15 protein-coding genes are annotated in these 16,400 nt (G+C 72.8%); 9 read left to right on the top strand and 6 right to left on the bottom strand.

The genetic code is table 11. The annotated features are described in order from the left end of the window. Window positions 1-59 precede the first annotated feature (59 nt). Window positions 60-656 (top strand): RNA 2',3'-cyclic phosphodiesterase, encoded by a 597-nt coding sequence (thpR, locus tag IE272_RS22155; RefSeq protein ID WP_056701521.1) that lies wholly within the window; start codon window positions 60-62, stop codon window positions 654-656. 227 nt (window positions 657-883) lie between these two features. After that, a complete protein-coding gene (locus tag IE272_RS22150) occupies window positions 884-1,873 on the top strand; it encodes an aldo/keto reductase (protein WP_050361239.1) in 990 nt (329 codons plus the stop codon). Between the two features lie 94 nt (window positions 1,874-1,967). Here IE272_RS22150 and pip read toward each other — a convergent pair whose 3' ends face one another. After that, a complete protein-coding gene (pip, locus tag IE272_RS22145) occupies window positions 1,968-2,936 on the bottom strand; it encodes a prolyl aminopeptidase (RefSeq protein WP_050361238.1) in 969 nt (322 codons plus the stop codon). A 90-nt stretch (window positions 2,937-3,026) separates the two neighbouring features. Here pip and IE272_RS22140 point away from each other — a divergent pair, with 90 nt between their 5' ends. Together IE272_RS22140 and IE272_RS22135 are read left to right on the top strand one after the other, a co-directional pair. Continuing rightward, the gene (locus IE272_RS22140; protein WP_190007632.1) at window positions 3,027-3,488 is read left to right on the top strand and encodes a VOC family protein; all 462 of its coding nucleotides are present in this window, start codon (window positions 3,027-3,029) and stop codon (window positions 3,486-3,488) included. 10 nt (window positions 3,489-3,498) lie between these two features. Continuing rightward, on the top strand, window positions 3,499-3,990 hold the full coding sequence (locus IE272_RS22135) for a hypothetical protein (protein ID WP_190007630.1): 492 nt from the start codon (window positions 3,499-3,501) through the stop codon (window positions 3,988-3,990). Window positions 3,991-4,035: 45 nt separating this feature from the next. Here the strand turns inward: IE272_RS22135 and IE272_RS22130 are convergent, their stop codons facing one another. Both IE272_RS22130 and IE272_RS22125 read right to left on the bottom strand, forming a co-directional pair. Continuing rightward, entirely contained in the window at window positions 4,036-6,135 is a 2,100-nt protein-coding gene (locus IE272_RS22130) for a serine/threonine-protein kinase (protein WP_057664991.1), read from the bottom strand. Window positions 6,136-6,260: 125 nt separating this feature from the next. Beyond that, entirely contained in the window at window positions 6,261-7,061 is an 801-nt protein-coding gene (locus IE272_RS22125) for an SDR family oxidoreductase (RefSeq protein ID WP_050361234.1), read from the bottom strand. Window positions 7,062-7,354: 293 nt separating this feature from the next. Between IE272_RS22125 and IE272_RS22120 the strand changes: the two genes are divergently transcribed. Further along, window positions 7,355-9,031 (top strand): flavin-containing monooxygenase, encoded by a 1,677-nt coding sequence (locus IE272_RS22120; RefSeq protein WP_190007628.1) that lies wholly within the window; start codon window positions 7,355-7,357, stop codon window positions 9,029-9,031. Window positions 9,032-9,164: 133 nt separating this feature from the next. Next, the gene (locus IE272_RS22115) at window positions 9,165-9,494 is read left to right on the top strand and encodes a hypothetical protein (RefSeq protein WP_056701510.1); all 330 of its coding nucleotides are present in this window, start codon (window positions 9,165-9,167) and stop codon (window positions 9,492-9,494) included. Between the two features lie 24 nt (window positions 9,495-9,518). On the opposite strand, the gene IE272_RS22110 is transcribed toward IE272_RS22115, so the two are convergent. From IE272_RS22110 to IE272_RS22100, 3 genes are all read right to left on the bottom strand, one after another. Further along, window positions 9,519-11,024: a PucR family transcriptional regulator gene (locus IE272_RS22110; RefSeq protein ID WP_190007626.1), complete on the bottom strand. Its 1,506-nt coding sequence runs from the start codon at window positions 11,022-11,024 to the stop codon at window positions 9,519-9,521. A 74-nt stretch (window positions 11,025-11,098) separates the two neighbouring features. Beyond that, complete coding sequence (locus tag IE272_RS22105) at window positions 11,099-11,905, bottom strand: SAM-dependent methyltransferase (protein WP_050361230.1); 807 nt, start codon at window positions 11,903-11,905, stop codon at window positions 11,099-11,101. Beyond that, complete coding sequence (locus IE272_RS22100) at window positions 11,880-12,746, bottom strand: helix-turn-helix domain-containing protein (protein ID WP_190007667.1); 867 nt, start codon at window positions 12,744-12,746, stop codon at window positions 11,880-11,882. The genes IE272_RS22105 and IE272_RS22100 overlap by 26 nt, the downstream gene beginning before the upstream one ends. A 303-nt stretch (window positions 12,747-13,049) precedes the next feature. On the opposite strand from IE272_RS22100, the gene IE272_RS22095 reads away from it, so the two are divergent. The 3 genes from IE272_RS22095 (at window position 13,050) to IE272_RS22085 (ending at window position 16,235) form a co-directional block, all read left to right on the top strand. Next, on the top strand, window positions 13,050-13,490 hold the full coding sequence (locus IE272_RS22095; RefSeq protein WP_050361228.1) for a hypothetical protein: 441 nt from the start codon (window positions 13,050-13,052) through the stop codon (window positions 13,488-13,490). A gap of 452 nt (window positions 13,491-13,942) precedes the next feature. Continuing rightward, a complete protein-coding gene (locus IE272_RS22090; protein WP_050361293.1) occupies window positions 13,943-15,364 on the top strand; it encodes an FG-GAP-like repeat-containing protein in 1,422 nt (473 codons plus the stop codon). Between the two features lie 154 nt (window positions 15,365-15,518). Then, on the top strand, window positions 15,519-16,235 hold the full coding sequence (locus tag IE272_RS22085) for a DUF6333 family protein (RefSeq protein ID WP_229897391.1): 717 nt from the start codon (window positions 15,519-15,521) through the stop codon (window positions 16,233-16,235). Window positions 16,236-16,400: the final 165 nt, after the last annotated feature.

The following is a 16,400-nucleotide window of genomic DNA, read 5'->3' as shown; positions in this document are numbered from 1 at the left end:
CGGAGGCGACGCTGCGCCCGGGCGCCCCGGACACACCCGGACCTGGGAGACTCGCGCGCATGAGCAGCCACAGCTCCGGCCGTCCGCCCACCCAGCGCCTCTTCGCCGCCGTCCTGCCGCCCGCCGGGGCCGTCGCCGGACTCCGTGCGGCGCTGGCCCCGCTCCACACGCTGCCCGGCGCGGGGGACCTGCGGTGGACGCGGCCCGAGGGCTGGCACTACACGCTGGCGTTCTACGGCGAGGTGCCGGAGGACGTCCTGCCGGAGCTGTACGCGCGCCTGGAGCGGGCCGCGCACCGCACCGAGCCCTTTCCGCTCCGGGTCCACGGAGCGGGGCACTTCGGCGGGCGGGCGCTGTGGGCCGGGGCGGCGGGCGGGCTCGACACGCTGCGGCTGCTCGCCGAGCGCGCCGACGCCGCCGCCCGGCGGGCCGGGCTGCCGATGGAGGAGCACCGCCGCTACGCCCCGCACCTCACGCTGGCCCGGAGCCGGGGCGAGGCGGACCTGCGACCCTTCACCGCAGCGCTGGCGGGGTTCGAGGGGGAGCGCTGGGAGGCCGGTGAGCTGCGTCTCGTACGGAGCGGTCTGCCGGTGTCCGGCGTGCCGGGGGAGCGGCCGCGCTACGAGACGGTGCGGGCCTGGGCGCTGGGCAGGTGAGCGGTGCCGTTACGCTCGAAGGGTGGACCCGAAGACCAGAAACCGCATCATGGCGGCCGTGCTCGTGCTGATGTTCGTCGTCGTCGCCGTGGGGGCCGCCCTGGGCGGCTGACACCGGCGGGCCGCCCGACGGCGGGCGTGCCACGCCGTCCGGGAGCCCGGTCCGTCCGGCGCGTCCGGTGCACATGCTTGCCTGGAGTGGACTCGAAGGAGTTGGCTGGGGCGTCATGAAGTACACACAGCTCGGACGCACGGGACTCAAGGTCAGCCGGCTCGTCCTCGGGACGATGAACTTCGGCCCGCAGACCAACGAGTCGGACAGCCACGCGATCATGGACTCCGCGCTCGGCGCGGGCCTGAACTTCTTCGACACGGCCAACGTCTACGGCTGGGGCGAGAACAAGGGCCGCACCGAGGAAATCATCGGCACCTGGTTCGCGCAGGGCGGCGGCCGGCGCGACAAGGTGGTCCTGGCCACCAAGATGTACGGGAACATGGCCGCCGAAGGCGATGCCTGGCCGAACCACGACAAGCTCTCCGCCGTGAACATCCGGCGCGCGGTCGACGCCTCCCTCAAGCGCCTCCAGACCGACCACATCGACCTGTACCAGTTCCACCACGTCGACCGGAACACGCCCTTCGACGAGATCTGGCAGGCGATCGACGTCCTGGTCCAGCAGGGCAAGATCCTGTACGCCGGTTCCTCGAACTTCCCCGGCTACAAGATCGCCCAGGCCAACGAGCAGGCCGCCCGACGCGGTTCGCTCGGCCTGGTCAGCGAGCAGTGCATCTACAACCTCGCCGAGCGCCGCGCCGAGATGGAGGTCATCCCGGCCGCCCAGGACTACGGCCTCGGCGTCATCCCGTGGTCGCCGCTGCACGGCGGCCTGCTGGGCGGCGTCATCAGGAAGACGGCCGAGGGCGGCCGCCGCGCCTCGGGCCGCGCCGCCGACGCCCTGGCCGACCCCGCCACCCGGTCCCAGCTCCAGGCGTACGAGGACCTGCTCGACAAGCACGGCCTGGAACCCGGCGAAGCGGCCCTGGCCTGGTTGCTGACCCGCCCCGGCATCACGGGTCCGATCGTCGGCCCGCGCACCGCCGACCAGCTGGACAGCGCCCTGCGCGCCCTGGAGCTGGACCTCCCGGAGGCCGTGCTCACGGGCCTGGACGAGATCTTCCCGGGCCCGGGGCCGTCTCCGGAGGCCTTCGCCTGGTAGACCGCGGCGGTATCCGCGCGCCCGCGCCCGGCGGCCGCCCCCCTCCTCGACCGGGGGCGGCGGCCGAGGAGGGGGCACGCGGACACCGCTCGCTTCACTCCCGGAACCCGTCCAGCGCCGCCAGCACCGCCCGCCGGGTCTCCGTGCCGCCCGTGTGCCCCGCGTTCTCGATGATCGTCAGCTCGGCGTCCGGCCAGGCGCGGCTCAGCTCCCAGGCCGTGACCAGGGGGCCGGCCAGGTCGAAGCGGCCGTGGATCAGGACTCCGGGGATGCCGGCCAGGCGGTGGGCGCGGGCGAGGAGCCGGCCTTCCTCCAGCCAGGCTCCGTTGGCGAAGTAGTGGGAGCAGATCCGGACGAGCGCCTGCTGGTCGCGGTCCGGGCGGCCGCTGTACGGGGGCGGGCCCTGGTTCGCCTCCATCGAGACGACCGCGTCCTCCCAGGCGCACCAGTCCGCCGTGGCCTTCTGCCGTACGGCGGCGTCCTCGCTCTCCATGCGGCGGGCGTACGCCGCGACCAGGCCCTTCGGGTCGCTCGTCTCGGGCACGCCCGCGCGGAAGGCGTCCCAGGCCTCGGGGAAGAGCCGGCCGACACCCCGGTAGAGCCAGTCGATCTCGCTGCGGCGGGTCGTCGTCACCGCGGGGATCACCGCCTCTGTGACCCGCTCCGGGTGCTCCTCGGCGTACGCCAGGATCAGGGTCGAGCCCCAGGAGCCGCCGTACAGCAGCCACGTGGCGATACCCAGGTGCTCCCGCAGGCGTTCCATGTCGGCGATCAGGTGTGCCGTCGTGTTGTGCGACATGTCCGCCGCCGGGTCGCTCGCGTGCGGTGTGGAGCGGCCGCAGCCGCGCTGGTCGAAGAGGACCACCCGGTAGTGGTCCGGGTCGAAGTACTGGCGGGCGCGCGGCGTGCAGCCGGAGCCGGGGCCGCCGTGCACCACGAGGGCGGGCTTGCCGTCCGGGTTGCCGCACACCTCCCAGTACACGTGGTTGCCGTCGCCGACGTCCAGCATGCCGCTGCCGTACGGCTCGATCGGCGGGTACGGGTCGTTCGGTTCGCGGTTCACGGCGCAGTTCCCCTCGGTGCGGCGGGCGGGTGGGCGGTGGGCCACGTTACGCGGGTGCGATCGTCGGAGGCATCCCGTACGGTCCTGCCCATGACCGCCGTACGCATCGATCTGACCCTTGACTGCGCCGACGCCCAACTCCTCGCCGTCTTCTGGAAGTCGGCCCTGGGCTATGTGGACCAGCCCCCGCCGCCGCGGTTCGCGACCCGGGAGGAGTGGCTCGCCCAACTGGAACTGCCGGAGGGCGAGTCACTGGACGACGTCGCCTGGCTCTGCGACCCGGACGGCGTCGGCCCCCGGCTCTCCCTCCTCAAGGTCCCCGAGCCGAAGGCCGCGAAGAACCGGCTGCACATCGACGTACGGATCGCCGGCCACGGCACCCCCGCCGAGCGGTGGGCCCGCATCCGTGCGGAGGCCGCGCGGCTGGTGGCGGCCGGCGGGTCCGTCCTGGCGGAGGCCGACGGGCACCATGTGGTGATGGCCGACCCGGAGGGGAACGAGTTCTGCGTGGCGGCGGCAGCTCCGCCCACCCCCACCCCCGCCGCCGCGTAGCCTGGACGCCGTGAACGCCGCTCCCCGGATCCTTGCCGTCCTCGACGAACTCCTCGCCTCCGCCGAACCGGGCGCGCGCGGCGCGCTGTGGCATCTGGCCGAGCCCGGACGGGAGTTGGACGCCAATCTGGTGCGGCTGCCGTCGGGCGCCGAGGTCGGTGAGCACCAGGAGGACGTGCTCGACGTCCTCCTGGTCGTACTGGAGGGCGCGGGGAGCGTCAGGCCGGCGGAGGGCGGCCACGTCCTGGAGCTGGGGCCCGGTACCGCCCTCTGGCTGCCCCGTACGTCCCGCCGCGCGCTCGCCGCGGGGCCCGACGGGCTCGGGTACCTCACCGTCCACCGCCGCCGCCCCGGCCTCGCGATCACGGCGCGGGGCGGGGCGTACGAGGGGGGCGAGGGCCCCTGCATGCTGGACCGGGTCTGCCCGGAGTGCGGGCGGCTGTCGCAGGACCCCGCGCCGGTCTTCTGCAGCCGGTGCGGGGAGCGGTTCCCCGAGCGCTGAGCCCGGGTGCGCCGGAGCCCCGGCGGTCCGGGGGCGACGCGACCCTCAGAGCCCCTGGCACTCCGTCAGCTCGGGCCGACCCGGCGGATTCTTGTCGCCCACCAGGCCGGAGAGATTCTCCTTGTACATGTCCTCCCAGATCCGGCCGGCCAGGATCGTCCGGAGCGCCGAGCACACCTCGCCCTTCAGGACCGGGGTCTTCGGCCGCATCGCCACGCCGTAGCCCTCCGCGCCCTGGATGTTCTCCAGCCGCCGCACCTTGCCCGGGTTGGCCTCGACGTACCCGGCGAGAATGATGTCGTCGGAGGCCACCGCGTACACGTCGGACTCGGGGTCCAGCAGCTTGTCCAGGCAGTCCTGATAGGTGTTGGGCTGCGACTTCGCCATGGTGAAGCCCTGCTTCGGCAGCGCCTTCTCGTACGTCGACTCCCGTGCGGTGCAGACCTCGACGCCGAGATCCCGCAGGTCGCTGGAGTCGTTGATCGTGTACTTGCTCGACTTCTCACGGACCAGGAAGCCCCGGCTCGCCTCGTAGTACGGGCCGGCGAAGTCGACGCTGTAACCGCCGGGCGAAGCGGTCTTGCGGTCGTCGGTGATGCTGTACGACGCGATGACCAGGTCCACCTGCTTGGTCTTCAGCGCGGTGCTCCGGTAGTCCGTGGCGACCGTGGTGAAGGCGACCTCGCCCTTGCCGTAGCCCATGCTCTCGGCGATGGCGTACGCCAGGTCGATGTCGTACCCCTGGTACGTACGCGTCTTCTTGTCGAACTTGCTCAGTCCGGGCTGATCGTCCTTGACGCCGATCTCCAGCGTGGGGTGCGTGTCCTTCCACCGCTCCTCGGAGCCGCTGCCGGCGGCGCCCTCGCTGCCGCCCTGGCCCTGCACCGAGCCCGCGCGGTCGCCGTCCCCGCCCTTCTCGCCGTCGCCCCGGGAGGCCACCCAGCCCGCGCCGGCCAGCAGCGCCACGCACACCACCGCCGCGGCCACCTTCCAGCCCCGGTACCGGCCGGGCGGCCCGCCCGCCGCCGCGGAAGCGGGCGGGGGAGTGGGCATCACCGGCGCCGGTGCCGGTGCGGGCGGAGGGACGGCGGGACCGGGCGCGGGGGCGGGAGTCGAGGGATTCGGCGTGGAGAGGGCCGTCGGCGGGTGCGTCGCCGAGGCGGCACGGGCCGCGTTCGGCGCGGCGGGGTCCCCGAGCACCTCGCGGAGCATCGCCTCCGCCGCGGCCGCGTCCAGGCGCTCCCGCGGGTCCGTGATCAACAGCCCCTGGATGACCGGGGCGAGGGGCCCGGCGTAGCGGATGGCCGGGTCGGGGGACTGCCGGATGTTCTCCTGGACCTCCCAGACCTCGTGCCCGGCGAAGGGCACACGGCCCTCGACCATCTCGTACAGGGTGATCCCCAGCGCCCACAGGTCGGAGGCGGGCGTGGGGCCGGGGGAGGCCGGGGCGAAGAGCTCGGGCGCCAGGTAGGGGGGAGTGCCGATGACGCTTCCGGTCCGGGTCACCCGGTCCGCGCCCTCGAAGGTGGCGATGCCGAAGTCCACCAGGATCGCGAGGCCGTCGTCCCGGACGAGGACGTTGCCCGGCTTCACGTCGCGGTGGACGACCGAGGCCGCGTGGACCGCCCGCAGACCCTGGAGGACCTGGAGGCCGATGTTCGCGGCCCTCGGCACGGCGAGGACCCCTTCGCCGCTCAACAGGTCCCCCAGGGACCTGGCTTCGAGCAGCTTCATCACGATCCAGACCTGGTTGTCGGTCTCGACCTGGTCGTGGACCGTCACCACGTTCTGGTGCTCGATCTTGGCGATGGCCTCCGCCTCGCGCCGCGCCCGTTGCAGCGCGGCCGTCTGCGTGGCCGGGGTCATGGCGTTCCGGTCGAGCAGGCCCTTCACGGCGACGAACCGGCGCAGCCGCAGGTCGTGGGCCTTCCAGACCTCGCCCATCCCGCCGCTGCCGATCGGTTCCAGCAGCTCGTAGCGGCCGTCGATCACGGTCCGGGGGGAGGGCGGCCCGCCGTGCGGCGGCGTGCTCGGCCATTCCGGCGGCGCCACGGCGTCCGGCCGCCGGGGGTCGTCGCCCGACCGGCGGTCCTCGGGACCCCGTGCCCCGTCGCCCGCTCTGCCGGCCCTGTCTTCGTTGTGCATACGACCCCCTGTGCACTACATGGACCACGCCAGGTTAGACGCTCCGTCCTGCTCGGACGCACTGACATGACGTGCCGGTTCACGCCCCGGCGATCGGCGGTGCGGATCGGGCCCCGTGACGGGCTCTAGGAAGCCGCGCCGCCGTTGCTCTTCAACAACTGGCCGTTGATCCACTGGCCTTCGGGGGAGCACAGGAACTCCACCAGGTGGGCGGTGTCCTGCGGGGTGCCGAGCCGGCCGAGCGGAGTGCCCCGGACCAGGGTCTCGCGGAGCTCGTCGTTCATCCAGCCGGTGTCCACCGGGCCGGGGTTGACGACGTTCGCCGTCACCCCGAGGTGGGCCAGCTCGTGCGCGGCGGCCAGCGTGATGCGGTCCAGGGCCCCCTTGCTCGCCCCGTAGGGAAGGTTACCGACGGTGTGGTCGCTGGTGAGCGCGACGATCCTGCCCGTCGCGGTGCCGGGCGCGCTGCGGAAGCGCAGCCCGTACTCGCGGATCAGCAGCCAGCTGGCCCGGGAGTTCACCGCGAAGTGCCGGTCGAACGCCTCCACGGTGGTGTCCAGCAGCCCCGAGTCCACCGACTCCGCGTGCGAGAGGACGAGCGCGGTCACCGGCCCGCCGAGGCGCTGTTCCGCCTCGTCGAAGATGCGCGTCGGCGCGTCGGGGCCGGACAGGTCCGCCTCGATCGCCGCCGTACGGGCCCCTGCCTCCGCCAGCTCCTTCGCGATGGCCGCGGCGGCCCCGGGCTCGGCGCCCCAGTCCATGCGGCGGTCGTACGGCGTCCAGTAGGTGAAGGCGACGTCCCAGCCGGAGGCCGCCAGCCGGCGCGCGATGCCCGCGCCGATGCCGATGCTGCGGCCGACGCCCGTGATCAGGGCGATGGGGCGGACCGGTCCGGGGGTGGGCGAAGGCTGTTCGGAGGTCGTCACGCGGTGATCCTTCGTGACCCGTACGCGTACGTCAATGGCCTTTCCGGACACGCGGACGACGCCCTTGCGCCTGCGCTGACCTGCGTGGCCGACCGTTCACCGAGCCCCGGCCGGGCCGCTGCACCCCGGGCCGGCGGGCGGTCTTCCCAAGGGGCTCCCGGTGGAGAAGGGTTCCGTTTCGCGAGGAGCACGCGCGGGCGGCGCGTCCTCTTGGCCGGTTCGGCCGGGCTGCCGTGCTCCGCACCGGACCGGCGCGACCCGCACGGAAGCCGCGACTCAGGAGGACCTCTCCCATGAACGCCACCCCGCCGCCCGCCACCCCGCCGCCCGCCACCCCGCCGGTCGACGCCTTACCGGCCGACGCCCCGCCGCTCGACGCCGTCGTCGTCGGAGCCGGGCTCGCCGGTCTCTACCAGCTCCACCGGCTGCGCGAACTCGGCTTGCGTACCCGCGTGTTCGAGGCCGGGGGTGATGTCGGGGGGACCTGGTACTGGAACCGCTACCCGGGCGCACGCTGCGACATCGAGAGCATGTCGTACTCCTTCTCCTTCTCCCCCGAGCTGGACCAGGAGTGGGTGTGGAGCGAGAAGTACGCGACCCAGCCGGAGATCCTGCGCTACATCCACCATGTCGCCGACCGGTTCGCCCTGCGCGGGGACATCACGCTGAACACCCGGGTCACCCGGGCGGTGTACGACGAGGAGCGGCATCTCTGGCAGCTCTCCACCGACACCGGGGAGAGCGTCACCACCCGGTTCCTCGTGATGGCGTCGGGCTGCTCCTCCACCGTGAAGGACCCGGGAATTCCCGGAGCCGACAGCTTCGCCGGACCGGTGCACCACACCGCCCGCTGGCCGCGGGAGGAGATCGACTTCACCGGCCGCAGGGTCGCGGTGATCGGCACCGGGTCCTCCGGCGTCCAGGTCATCCCGCTCATCACCGAGCAGGCGGCCGAACTGACGGTCTTCCAGCGGACACCGGCGTACGCGCTCCCGGCCCGGAACCGCCCGCTCACCGCCGCCGAGGTCACCGAGTGGAAGGCGGGCTACCCGGAGTTCCGGGCGGCCCAGCGGCGGTCCAAGGGCGGCAGCGTCTGCGAGATGCCGACCCGCTCCGCGCTGGAGGTGGGCGACGAGGAGCGGACCGCCGCCTACGAGGCGGCCTGGCAGGAGGGACTGCTCAGCGCGATACTCCGCTCGTTCACCGACATCCTGGTGAACGAGGAGGCCAACGAGACGGTCGCCGCGTTCATCCGGTCCAAGATCGGCGCCGTCGTCGACGACCCGAGGACCGCCGAACGGCTCTCGCCGCGCGGCTTCCCCTTCGGTACCAAGCGTCCCTGTCTGGACACCGGCTACTACGCCACGTACAACAAGCCGCAGGTGACGCTGGTCGATCTGCGCGAGACCCCGATCGAGGAGATCACCCCGAAGGGCGTCCGCACCGCGGACGGCCGGGAACACCTCCTCGACGTGATCGTCCACGCCACCGGGTTCGACGCCGTCACCGGCTCGCTGCTCGCCCCGGACATCGTGGGCAAGGGCGGTGTCACCCTCCGCGAGAAGTGGGCGGACGGACCCGTGAACCAGCTGGGCCTGGTCTCGGCGGGCTTCCCCAACCTCTTCACCGTCACCGGGCCGCTGAGCCCGTCGGTGCTCACCAATATGGTCGTCTCCATCGAGCAGCACGTGGAGTGGATCACCGACTGCCTCGCCCATCTGCGGAGCAACGACCTCACGGAGATCGACGCCACCCCCGAGGCCGAGGCGGCCTGGACCGCCCACGTCGCGGAACTCGCCTCCGGGACCCTCTATCCGGCTGCCGACTCCTGGTATCTGGGCGCCAACGCCCCGGGCAAGCCCCGGGTCTTCCTCGCCTACGTCGGCGGCGCCGACCGCTACCGCGAGGCGTGCGCCGCCTCGGCGCGCGACGGTTACACCGGCTTCACCCTCTCGGGGCCGCCCGCCTGATCCGCCGCCCCCGGCCGGGGCGCCACGGGGTCACACGGTCCGGCACGCCCGACATGCGGTGGCGGGCGTGCCGACAGAGACTCGGTGAGGATCTCCGGGACGCCCGTTCCCGGACGCGCCGAGGAGGAACACGATGACCTCATCGATCAGCGACCCGGTGGTGGAGAAGTTCATCGCCACGGTGAACGCGGGCGACCGGAACGCCTTCTTCGCCGACGTCCTCACCGAGGACGCCACCATGTCCGACGACGGCAGCGAGCGGGACCTGGCGGCCTGGACGGAGAAGGAGATCTTCTCCCCGAAGGCCAACGGCCGCATGAAGGTCGTGGACGCCTCCGACGACGGCCGTTCCCTCGTCGTCGACTACACCAACGACACCTGGGGCACGATGCGGACCCGCTGGGTCTTCACGGTCACCGGCGACCGCGTCAGCCGCTTCGAGACGGGCCAGGCGCCGTCCTGAGAACGGCCGCCCGCTCGATTCCGGTCACAGCCGGCGGTAGGTGCGGCCGCCGCGCCGGGGGAGGGCCGCCGGGTCGTCGGGGCCGTTCCGGGTGGCCTTCAGCGCGAGATGGATCTCGGCGCGCACGGTGGCGTCGGCGAGGTTCCGCGCGAGGTGTTCGGCGCACTGGGTGAGCCAGTCGGCCAGGGTGGTGCGGTGGACGTGCAGTTCGGCCGCTGCGGGGGCCGTTCGGGCGTGGTGGCGCAGCCAGCAGGCCAGGGCGATCCGCAGGTGCGGCTCCAGTCCGCCGACCAGTCCGACGGCCCAGGTCCGGACCGCCTCGGTGTCCAGGAGGCCGTCCGGCAGGCTCTCCAGCCGGGCGGGAAAGGGAGGACGGGGCGGACCGGGAGGACTGCTGCCGCTGCGGCTCCTGTTGCTGTTGCTGTCGCTGTCGCTGTCGCTGTCGTCGCCGGGAGCGGGGGCGCGGAGGGCGAGCAGGAGATGCGCCCGTACGGTGGCGTCCTCCAGGTCCGCGCCGAGCAGCCGCGACAGGTCGCGTATCCGGGCCCGGACCGTACCGGCGGACAGGCCGAGCGCGGCGGCGGCGCGGGGCTTGCTGCCGGTGCGGAGCCACACCAGGAGCAGGTGCTGGTGGGCCGGGGACAGCGGACGCAGCACGGATTCCGCCCACCGGGTGTACGGGGCGGTGGGCAGCAGGGGGGTGAGCCGGGAGGCGCCCACGGCGTCGGCGGGGACGACGCGGCGGTCGGGGGTGGCGCTGTGCCGGGCGGCGGCGGCGTCGCTGTGGGCGGTGGGCATCTCGGCCAGGGGCAGCGGCCCGGCCATGCCCGCGAGCAGGTGGTGCCGCTCGCTCAGCCGGGAGACCAGACGCAGGATCCGCCCGTCGTCGCCGCCGCGGTGGAGCTCGGCGACGACCAGCTCGCCGTCCCGCCTGCCCATCAGGGTGACGGCGTCGGCGTACGGGGCGAGTGAGGGGCGTACGGCCCGCCAGAGGACCTCGTGGGCGGTGGGGAGGTCGACGCCGGAGAGCCGGTAGACCGTGACATGCGTGAGCCTGTTCCCGCCGAGGGTCTCGGTGACGGCGGCGGTGTGGCCGGCCAGCAGCAGCCGGATGAGGGTGGTGTGCAGCCGCATCTGTTCGCCCCGCAGCTCAGCGGCCCGCTGCCCGCGCACCTCCAGGAGGGCCGCGGTGGTCGTGGCGACGTGGCAGGCGTGCCCCGGGGGCACGGTGGGCGCCGCGGCCAGGACGAGGACGGCTCCGGCCGCCGGGCGCTGCGTGCAGTGCGGGTGTTCCCGCGGGGCGGCCGCCGCGTGCACACCGTCGGCGGCCGCGGCGGCGGGGGTGCTGTAGACGGCCCCGGCGATGGGGTCGGCCAGCACCGCCCACCCCTGGACCAGGGACGCGGCCTCGGCGATCAGGTGCGCACCGGACCGGGTCGCCGCCCGCAGCAGCCGGTCCGCCGCATCCCGCTCGTGCCGGGCACCCCGCGGGCCGGTGGCCTCGTGGTCGGTCGTGCCTGTGCTGCTCATGGGCGAGCCTCTGCGGGCCGTGCGCGCCGCGCGCGGGGAAGTTCCGCGCGCGGCGCGGCAGTTGCGGACGTGGGTCAGGGAATGCGGGCGACCGCGCCCCACCCGGCCCGGGCCGTGGTGGTGCCGGTGTTCGCGTCGGGCCGCCAGTTCGGCCAGGACACCATGCCCGGCTCCACCATCTCCAGCCCGTCGAAGAACGCGATCGTGGTCTCCGGCTCCCGGAAGATGTACGGGATCGCGCCGCTCGCGTTGTACTCGTCCTGGACGGCGCGGTGGGCGTCGTCGGAGGCGGTGGAGTGGCTGAGCGAGAGGTAGCTGCCGGAGGGCAGGCGGTCCACCAGCCGCCGCACCAGGGACAGGGCGTCGTCCCAGTCCACGATGTGCCCCAGGACGTCACTGATCACGAGGGCGACGGGCCGGGTCAGGTCCAGGGTCTTCGCCGCCCCGGTGAGCACGGTCTCCGTGTCGCGCATGTCCGCCTCGACGTAGGCGGTCGCACCCTCGGGGGTGCTGGTCAGCAGCGCGTGGACGTGCAGGAGCACCAGGGGGTCGTGGTCGACGTAGACGATCCGGGAGTCCGGGGCTATCCGCTGGGCGACCTCGTGCGTGTTGTTCGCGGTCGGCAGCCCCGCGCCCACGTCGAGGAACTGGCGGATTCCGGCGTCCCGGGCGAGATGGGTGACCGTCCGGCGCAGGAAGTCCCGCGACTCCTTCGCGAACGTCTCGATCAGCGGGTACTTCTCACGGTAGGCGTCGCCCGCCGCCCGGTCCGCCGGGAAGTTGTCCTTGCCGCCGAGCCAGTAGTTCCAGACACGTGCGGAGTGCGCGACGCTCGTGTCGATCTGCGCGGGCAGTTCAGGCCCATTTCCGGTCGTACTCATCCTGTAGTACCTCTCCTGTTCGGGCCGGCCGCATCGCCATCACACAGGACACGTCCAGCATTCCCTGATACGTCTGCACGGGGTGGGGGCTGTCCCACACCTCCGCCGTGCCGGGGAGCCCGCCCTCCCGCACCACATGGTCCGCGATCTCCCGGATCTCCACCCGGTAGAGGGTCAGTGCCGGGACACCGGTCAGCGGGTGCGGCGGCGCGTACTCGGGGTGCAGTTGCACCGTCACATCCCCGCGCTCCGCGATCTGCTGGATCGTCCTGACCTGCTCGCGCATCACGTCGTCGCCGCCCACCCGGACCCGCAGGGCGGTGACGGGAAGCAGCGCCCAGAGCCGGGTCTGCTGCTCCTGGAGCCGCTTCTGACGCTCGACCAGGAAGTCCGCCCGCCGCCGCCCGGCCGCGTCCCGGTCGGGGCACCTGAGTTCGTCCACGGCCATCGCGTAGGCCGGGGTCCGCAGCAGCAGGGGAACCAGCGCCGGGTCCCAGGTGCGTACGACGCCGGCCGCGGACTCCACGCTCATCAGGTCCATCAGCCAGGGAGCCATCGCGTCGCGCCACGGGTGCCACCAGCCGGGCATGTTGGCCGCGTTGAGCCGCCCCATGATGTCGTCGGCCTCCGCCGCCCCCGCCCCGTAGGCGGCGAGCAGGGCGGACACCTGCCCCACGTCGAGGGAGGTCTGCGCCTGTTCCAGCCGCCGCAGCGTCGAGGGATGCCATCCCAGCTGCGTGGCGGCCTGGGGGACGGACAGACCGGCGCCCTCCCGCAGTCGCCGCAGGCGGGCCACCAGGACCAGATGCCGCGCCGTCCGGCCCGACCGCTCGCGCGCCACGGCGTCCCCCTTCCCGCTCCGGTCCCCGCTCCGGCTCGATCTATCCGACATTCCGCGCAGTCTGCGCACAGTGCACACAGCGCACCTTGCGACGGTCGCACGGCGCTCTCAAGGTAAGCATGTCCGGCCCCTCCGCACACCAACTCGGTGAGACCGGACCGATCTTGCTCGCCCTCCTGCCTCGGCCCGCCCCAGCCGTCCCGCCCCCGGCCACCCGCGCCCCAGCCGTTCCGTGCACTGCCGTTCCGCGCACCGCCGTTCCACGCACCGCCGTTCCGGCGGACCGTTCTCTGGAGCCACCGCATGAAGCACCTGACCGACCTGACCGACCTGACCCGCCCGGCCCACCCGAAGCTCCGGTCCGTCGTCGGGGCCCCGAGGCCCGCCCCGGCCCGCCCGCTCGATCTGCGCGTCCGCGCCCAGCGGATCCAGATCGACGAGCTCATCGTCGACGACCCCCGTCAGGTGCTCGCCCATGCCGGGCAGGCCGCCCTCAACGACCCCGACACGGCCGCCCTGCTCGGGCACGATCCGGCCACTCCGCTGTCGCTCCCGGCCGCGGCGGCGCTCCTGTGCGCGCTCTACGACACCGACGTCCTCACCGCCATGGGCCTGCGCCTCACCCGCCACACCACCCGCGTCTCCGCCTCGGACCAGCAGACGGAGCCCGTCTCCCTGGTACGGTCCACCGCCCCGGACCAGGAGGGCCGAGCTTTCCGGCCGGATGACCGGACGGCCGGATGACTGGATGCCGGACGACCGGACGACTGGATGACCGAATTCAGGTCTAAATCCTGCGCAAAATAACCACAACTCTTGCGCGAGTGACACAACTCACGTCCGTGAAGCGGTTTTTGCAATGCTTTACTCGCCTGTTTTCGCCTGGTCGGATCTTGCTGCAGCTGGTCTTATTCAATGATCGGCAATGCCGGGCCGGGGGGTGGATCATTTCGGCGGACTCACGCCGACGCGTCGATCCGCTTGACGACGGGAGGGGCGTCGGACGGATCGGGCACCGAGCGGCTCATCGCACCGGCCGTAGCGGACGACGGCCCCTCCCAGTCGTCCTTCGACCTACAGCAAGGATGATCCCACCCGTGTCCCGCAGACGTACACGTACAAGCACGCGCCTCGCCGTTCTCGGAACGGTCCTGGCAGCCACCGCCGGCTCTGCCGCCATCACCGGCACCCAGGCCGTGGCCGTCGTCGGTTCCGCGGCCCCCGCCGCTCTTCAGGCATCCACCGCACGCCTCCACATCGGTGAGGGCGACACCACCCGCTCCTGTTCCGGCGCGCTGGTCGACCGCCAGTGGGTGCTGACCGCGGCGAGCTGCTTCGCCGCCAACCCCGGCGAATCGGTGGAGATCCCCGCGGGCAAGCCCGCCCTGAAGACCATGGCGACCATCGGCCGCAGCTCGCTGTCGGGCACCGGCGGACACGTCTCCGAAGTCGTCGAGCTGATCCCCTCCGCCGGCCGCGACCTGGTCATGGCCCGTATCGCCGCGCCCGCCACCGGCAGCACGCCCTTCGCGGTGAGCGCCTCTCCCGCGGGCCAGGGCGACACCCTGCGGGCGGTCGGTTTCGGCCGCACCAAGACGGAGTGGGTGCCGGACACGGCCCACGCGGCATCGATGACGGTGGGTTCGGTCTCCGCCACCGAGCTGTCCCTGACCGGTGCCACCGCGAACGACGCACTGTGCAAGGGCGACACCGGGGCCCCGCTGCTGCGCGAGACCGCCGGCGGTGTCGAACTCCAGGGCATCGCGACCCGCTCCTTCCAGGGCGGTTGCCTGGGCGTGACCGAGACCCGCACCGACGCCCTCGCCACGCGCACCGACGACGTGGCCGGCTGGATCGCCACGACCGTGAAGCGGTCGTGGGCGCTGCTGATGACGTCCACCGACTTCAACGGCGACGGCAAGGGCGACCTGCTCGCCGTCGACGGGGACGACGAGCTTCTCTACCTCCACCCCAGTGACGGCCAGGGCGGCTTCGGTGCGCCCGTCAAGGTCAGCCCGGGCCGGTGGAGCGGGATGCGCATGCTGAGCACCGCCGACTTCACCGGAGACGGCAAGCCGGACATTCTCGGCACCCACAACAATGGCGACCTCTACCTCTACCCCGGCAACGGGACGGGCGGCGTCACCGGGTCCTCGATCGTCGGCAGCGGATGGAACAACATCCGCCTGGTCGGCGCCGGTGACTTCAACGGCGACAAGAAGGCCGACCTGATGGCCGTCCACACCAACGGCACCCTCTACTTCTACGCGGGCAAGGGCAACGGCTTCGCCGCCGGTGTCCAGGCCGGTACCGGATGGCAGGGCATGCGCCTGGTCGCCGGCGGTGAGTTCACCGGCGACGGCCGGATCGACCTCTACGCCGTCCACGACAACGGCAGCCTGAACCTCTACGAGGGCAAGGGCAACGGCACCTTCAACACCGGCGTCAAGACCGGTGACGGCTGGCAGAACATGCGCATGCTCGACTCCGCGGACTTCAACGCCGACAAGAAGCACGACCTCATCGCCCTGCACGCCAACGGCAACATCCTCGCCTACCCGGGCAAGGGCAACGGCAGCTTCGGCACCCCCGTCATCACCCCGCCGCCTGCCAACTAGTCCCTCCAGCACCGATTTTCGTACGCAGTGCGATCCGCCTCCGCCACCGGCCCCGAACGGCCGGTGGCGGAGGCGTTCCGGTAGGCATCGGCACGGCCGGGGGTGGTGAACCGGGGCGGGGGGTGCGGAACCTCGGGCCACTACCGTGGCCCGCATGACTGACACCGACCACTGGACATCCGCCCCGGACCGGACCGTGCGCGGCTCGATGGGACTGTGCCATCTCACCGTCGCCCAGCCGCCGTTCGACGTCGACGCCCGCAGCCTCCCTCCCCAGGACCCGGAGCGGGCCCGTGCGTTCGCGGCGTCGTTCGAGGGGATCGAGGAGGTCCTGGAGGACCTCGGGGCGCGCTCGGTGCTGACGCCGTTGCCGTCCTCCGTGCGTGCCGATCTGGACGTCGTCCACGCCGCCGCGTGGGGCGGAACGCTGAGCATCGTGCATCCGGCGTTCGCGACCGACGGCAACGACGAGCCGTTGCGGTCGGCGGCCCGGGCGCTGCGCGAGCGGTTCCCCGACGCCCGGATCGTGGGCCGGGTCACCTACTACGGCGGCATGGAGCACACCGAGGACCTCGTGTGGCTGCCGGACGGGGCGATGTTCCACGCCTCCGGCTGGCCCGGGGGCGAGCCGTTCGTCGTCACGGGCGACCCGCGCGCGGTGATCGCCTCTCTGGGGCTGAAGGGCTGGCAGCTCGACAACGCCGGTGTCGACCTGCGCGAGGCCGCGAACGAGGTCGCGTGGGCGTCACTGGCCGGGCTGGCGCTGGGCCCCTCCGATCCATGGGGGTGGGAGGAGATGGAGACCACGGCATTCCGGGTGAGGCATTCCGAGGATTCCGTGCAGAGTATGGAGGCCTTGTACTTCGTGTGAACTCACGTTCTTCATAAGGAAGTTCGGGCCGTCGACACGCCCGGAACTCCTTCTTCTCGCGGGGCTCGCCGGGTCTATGGTGTTCGGGCGGCGCGTACATGTCACGGGGGCCTGGCGTGCCGCCCACGACCCATCAAGGCCCCTCACGAGAGGGAAAGACGAGCC

The organism is Streptomyces anulatus (assembly GCF_014650675.1).
In the GTDB taxonomy this organism is placed as follows: Bacteria; Actinomycetota; Actinomycetes; order Streptomycetales; family Streptomycetaceae; genus Streptomyces; species Streptomyces anulatus.
The sequence above is the reverse complement of the archived record's forward strand: the minus strand, read 5'-3'. Positions and strand labels throughout refer to the sequence as shown.

Excerpts from the sequence above, each read along its gene's own strand:
- IE272_RS22120 (WP_190007628.1), top strand. The coding sequence starts at position 7,355 with ATGAACGCCACCCCGCCGCCCGCCACCCCGCCGCCCGCCACCCCGCCG.
- IE272_RS22105 (WP_050361230.1), bottom strand. The coding sequence starts at position 11,905 with ATGAGTACGACCGGAAATGGGCCTGAACTGCCCGCGCAGATCGACACG.
- IE272_RS22130 (WP_057664991.1), bottom strand. The coding sequence starts at position 6,135 with ATGCACAACGAAGACAGGGCCGGCAGAGCGGGCGACGGGGCACGGGGT.
- IE272_RS22110 (WP_190007626.1), bottom strand. The coding sequence starts at position 11,024 with ATGAGCAGCACAGGCACGACCGACCACGAGGCCACCGGCCCGCGGGGT.
- IE272_RS22150 (WP_050361239.1), top strand. The coding sequence starts at position 884 with ATGAAGTACACACAGCTCGGACGCACGGGACTCAAGGTCAGCCGGCTC.
- IE272_RS22085 (WP_229897391.1), top strand. The coding sequence starts at position 15,519 with ATGACTGACACCGACCACTGGACATCCGCCCCGGACCGGACCGTGCGC.
- IE272_RS22095 (WP_050361228.1), top strand. The coding sequence starts at position 13,050 with ATGAAGCACCTGACCGACCTGACCGACCTGACCCGCCCGGCCCACCCG.
- IE272_RS22115 (WP_056701510.1), top strand. The coding sequence starts at position 9,165 with ATGACCTCATCGATCAGCGACCCGGTGGTGGAGAAGTTCATCGCCACG.
- IE272_RS22140 (WP_190007632.1), top strand. The coding sequence starts at position 3,027 with ATGACCGCCGTACGCATCGATCTGACCCTTGACTGCGCCGACGCCCAA.
- thpR (WP_056701521.1), top strand. The coding sequence starts at position 60 with ATGAGCAGCCACAGCTCCGGCCGTCCGCCCACCCAGCGCCTCTTCGCC.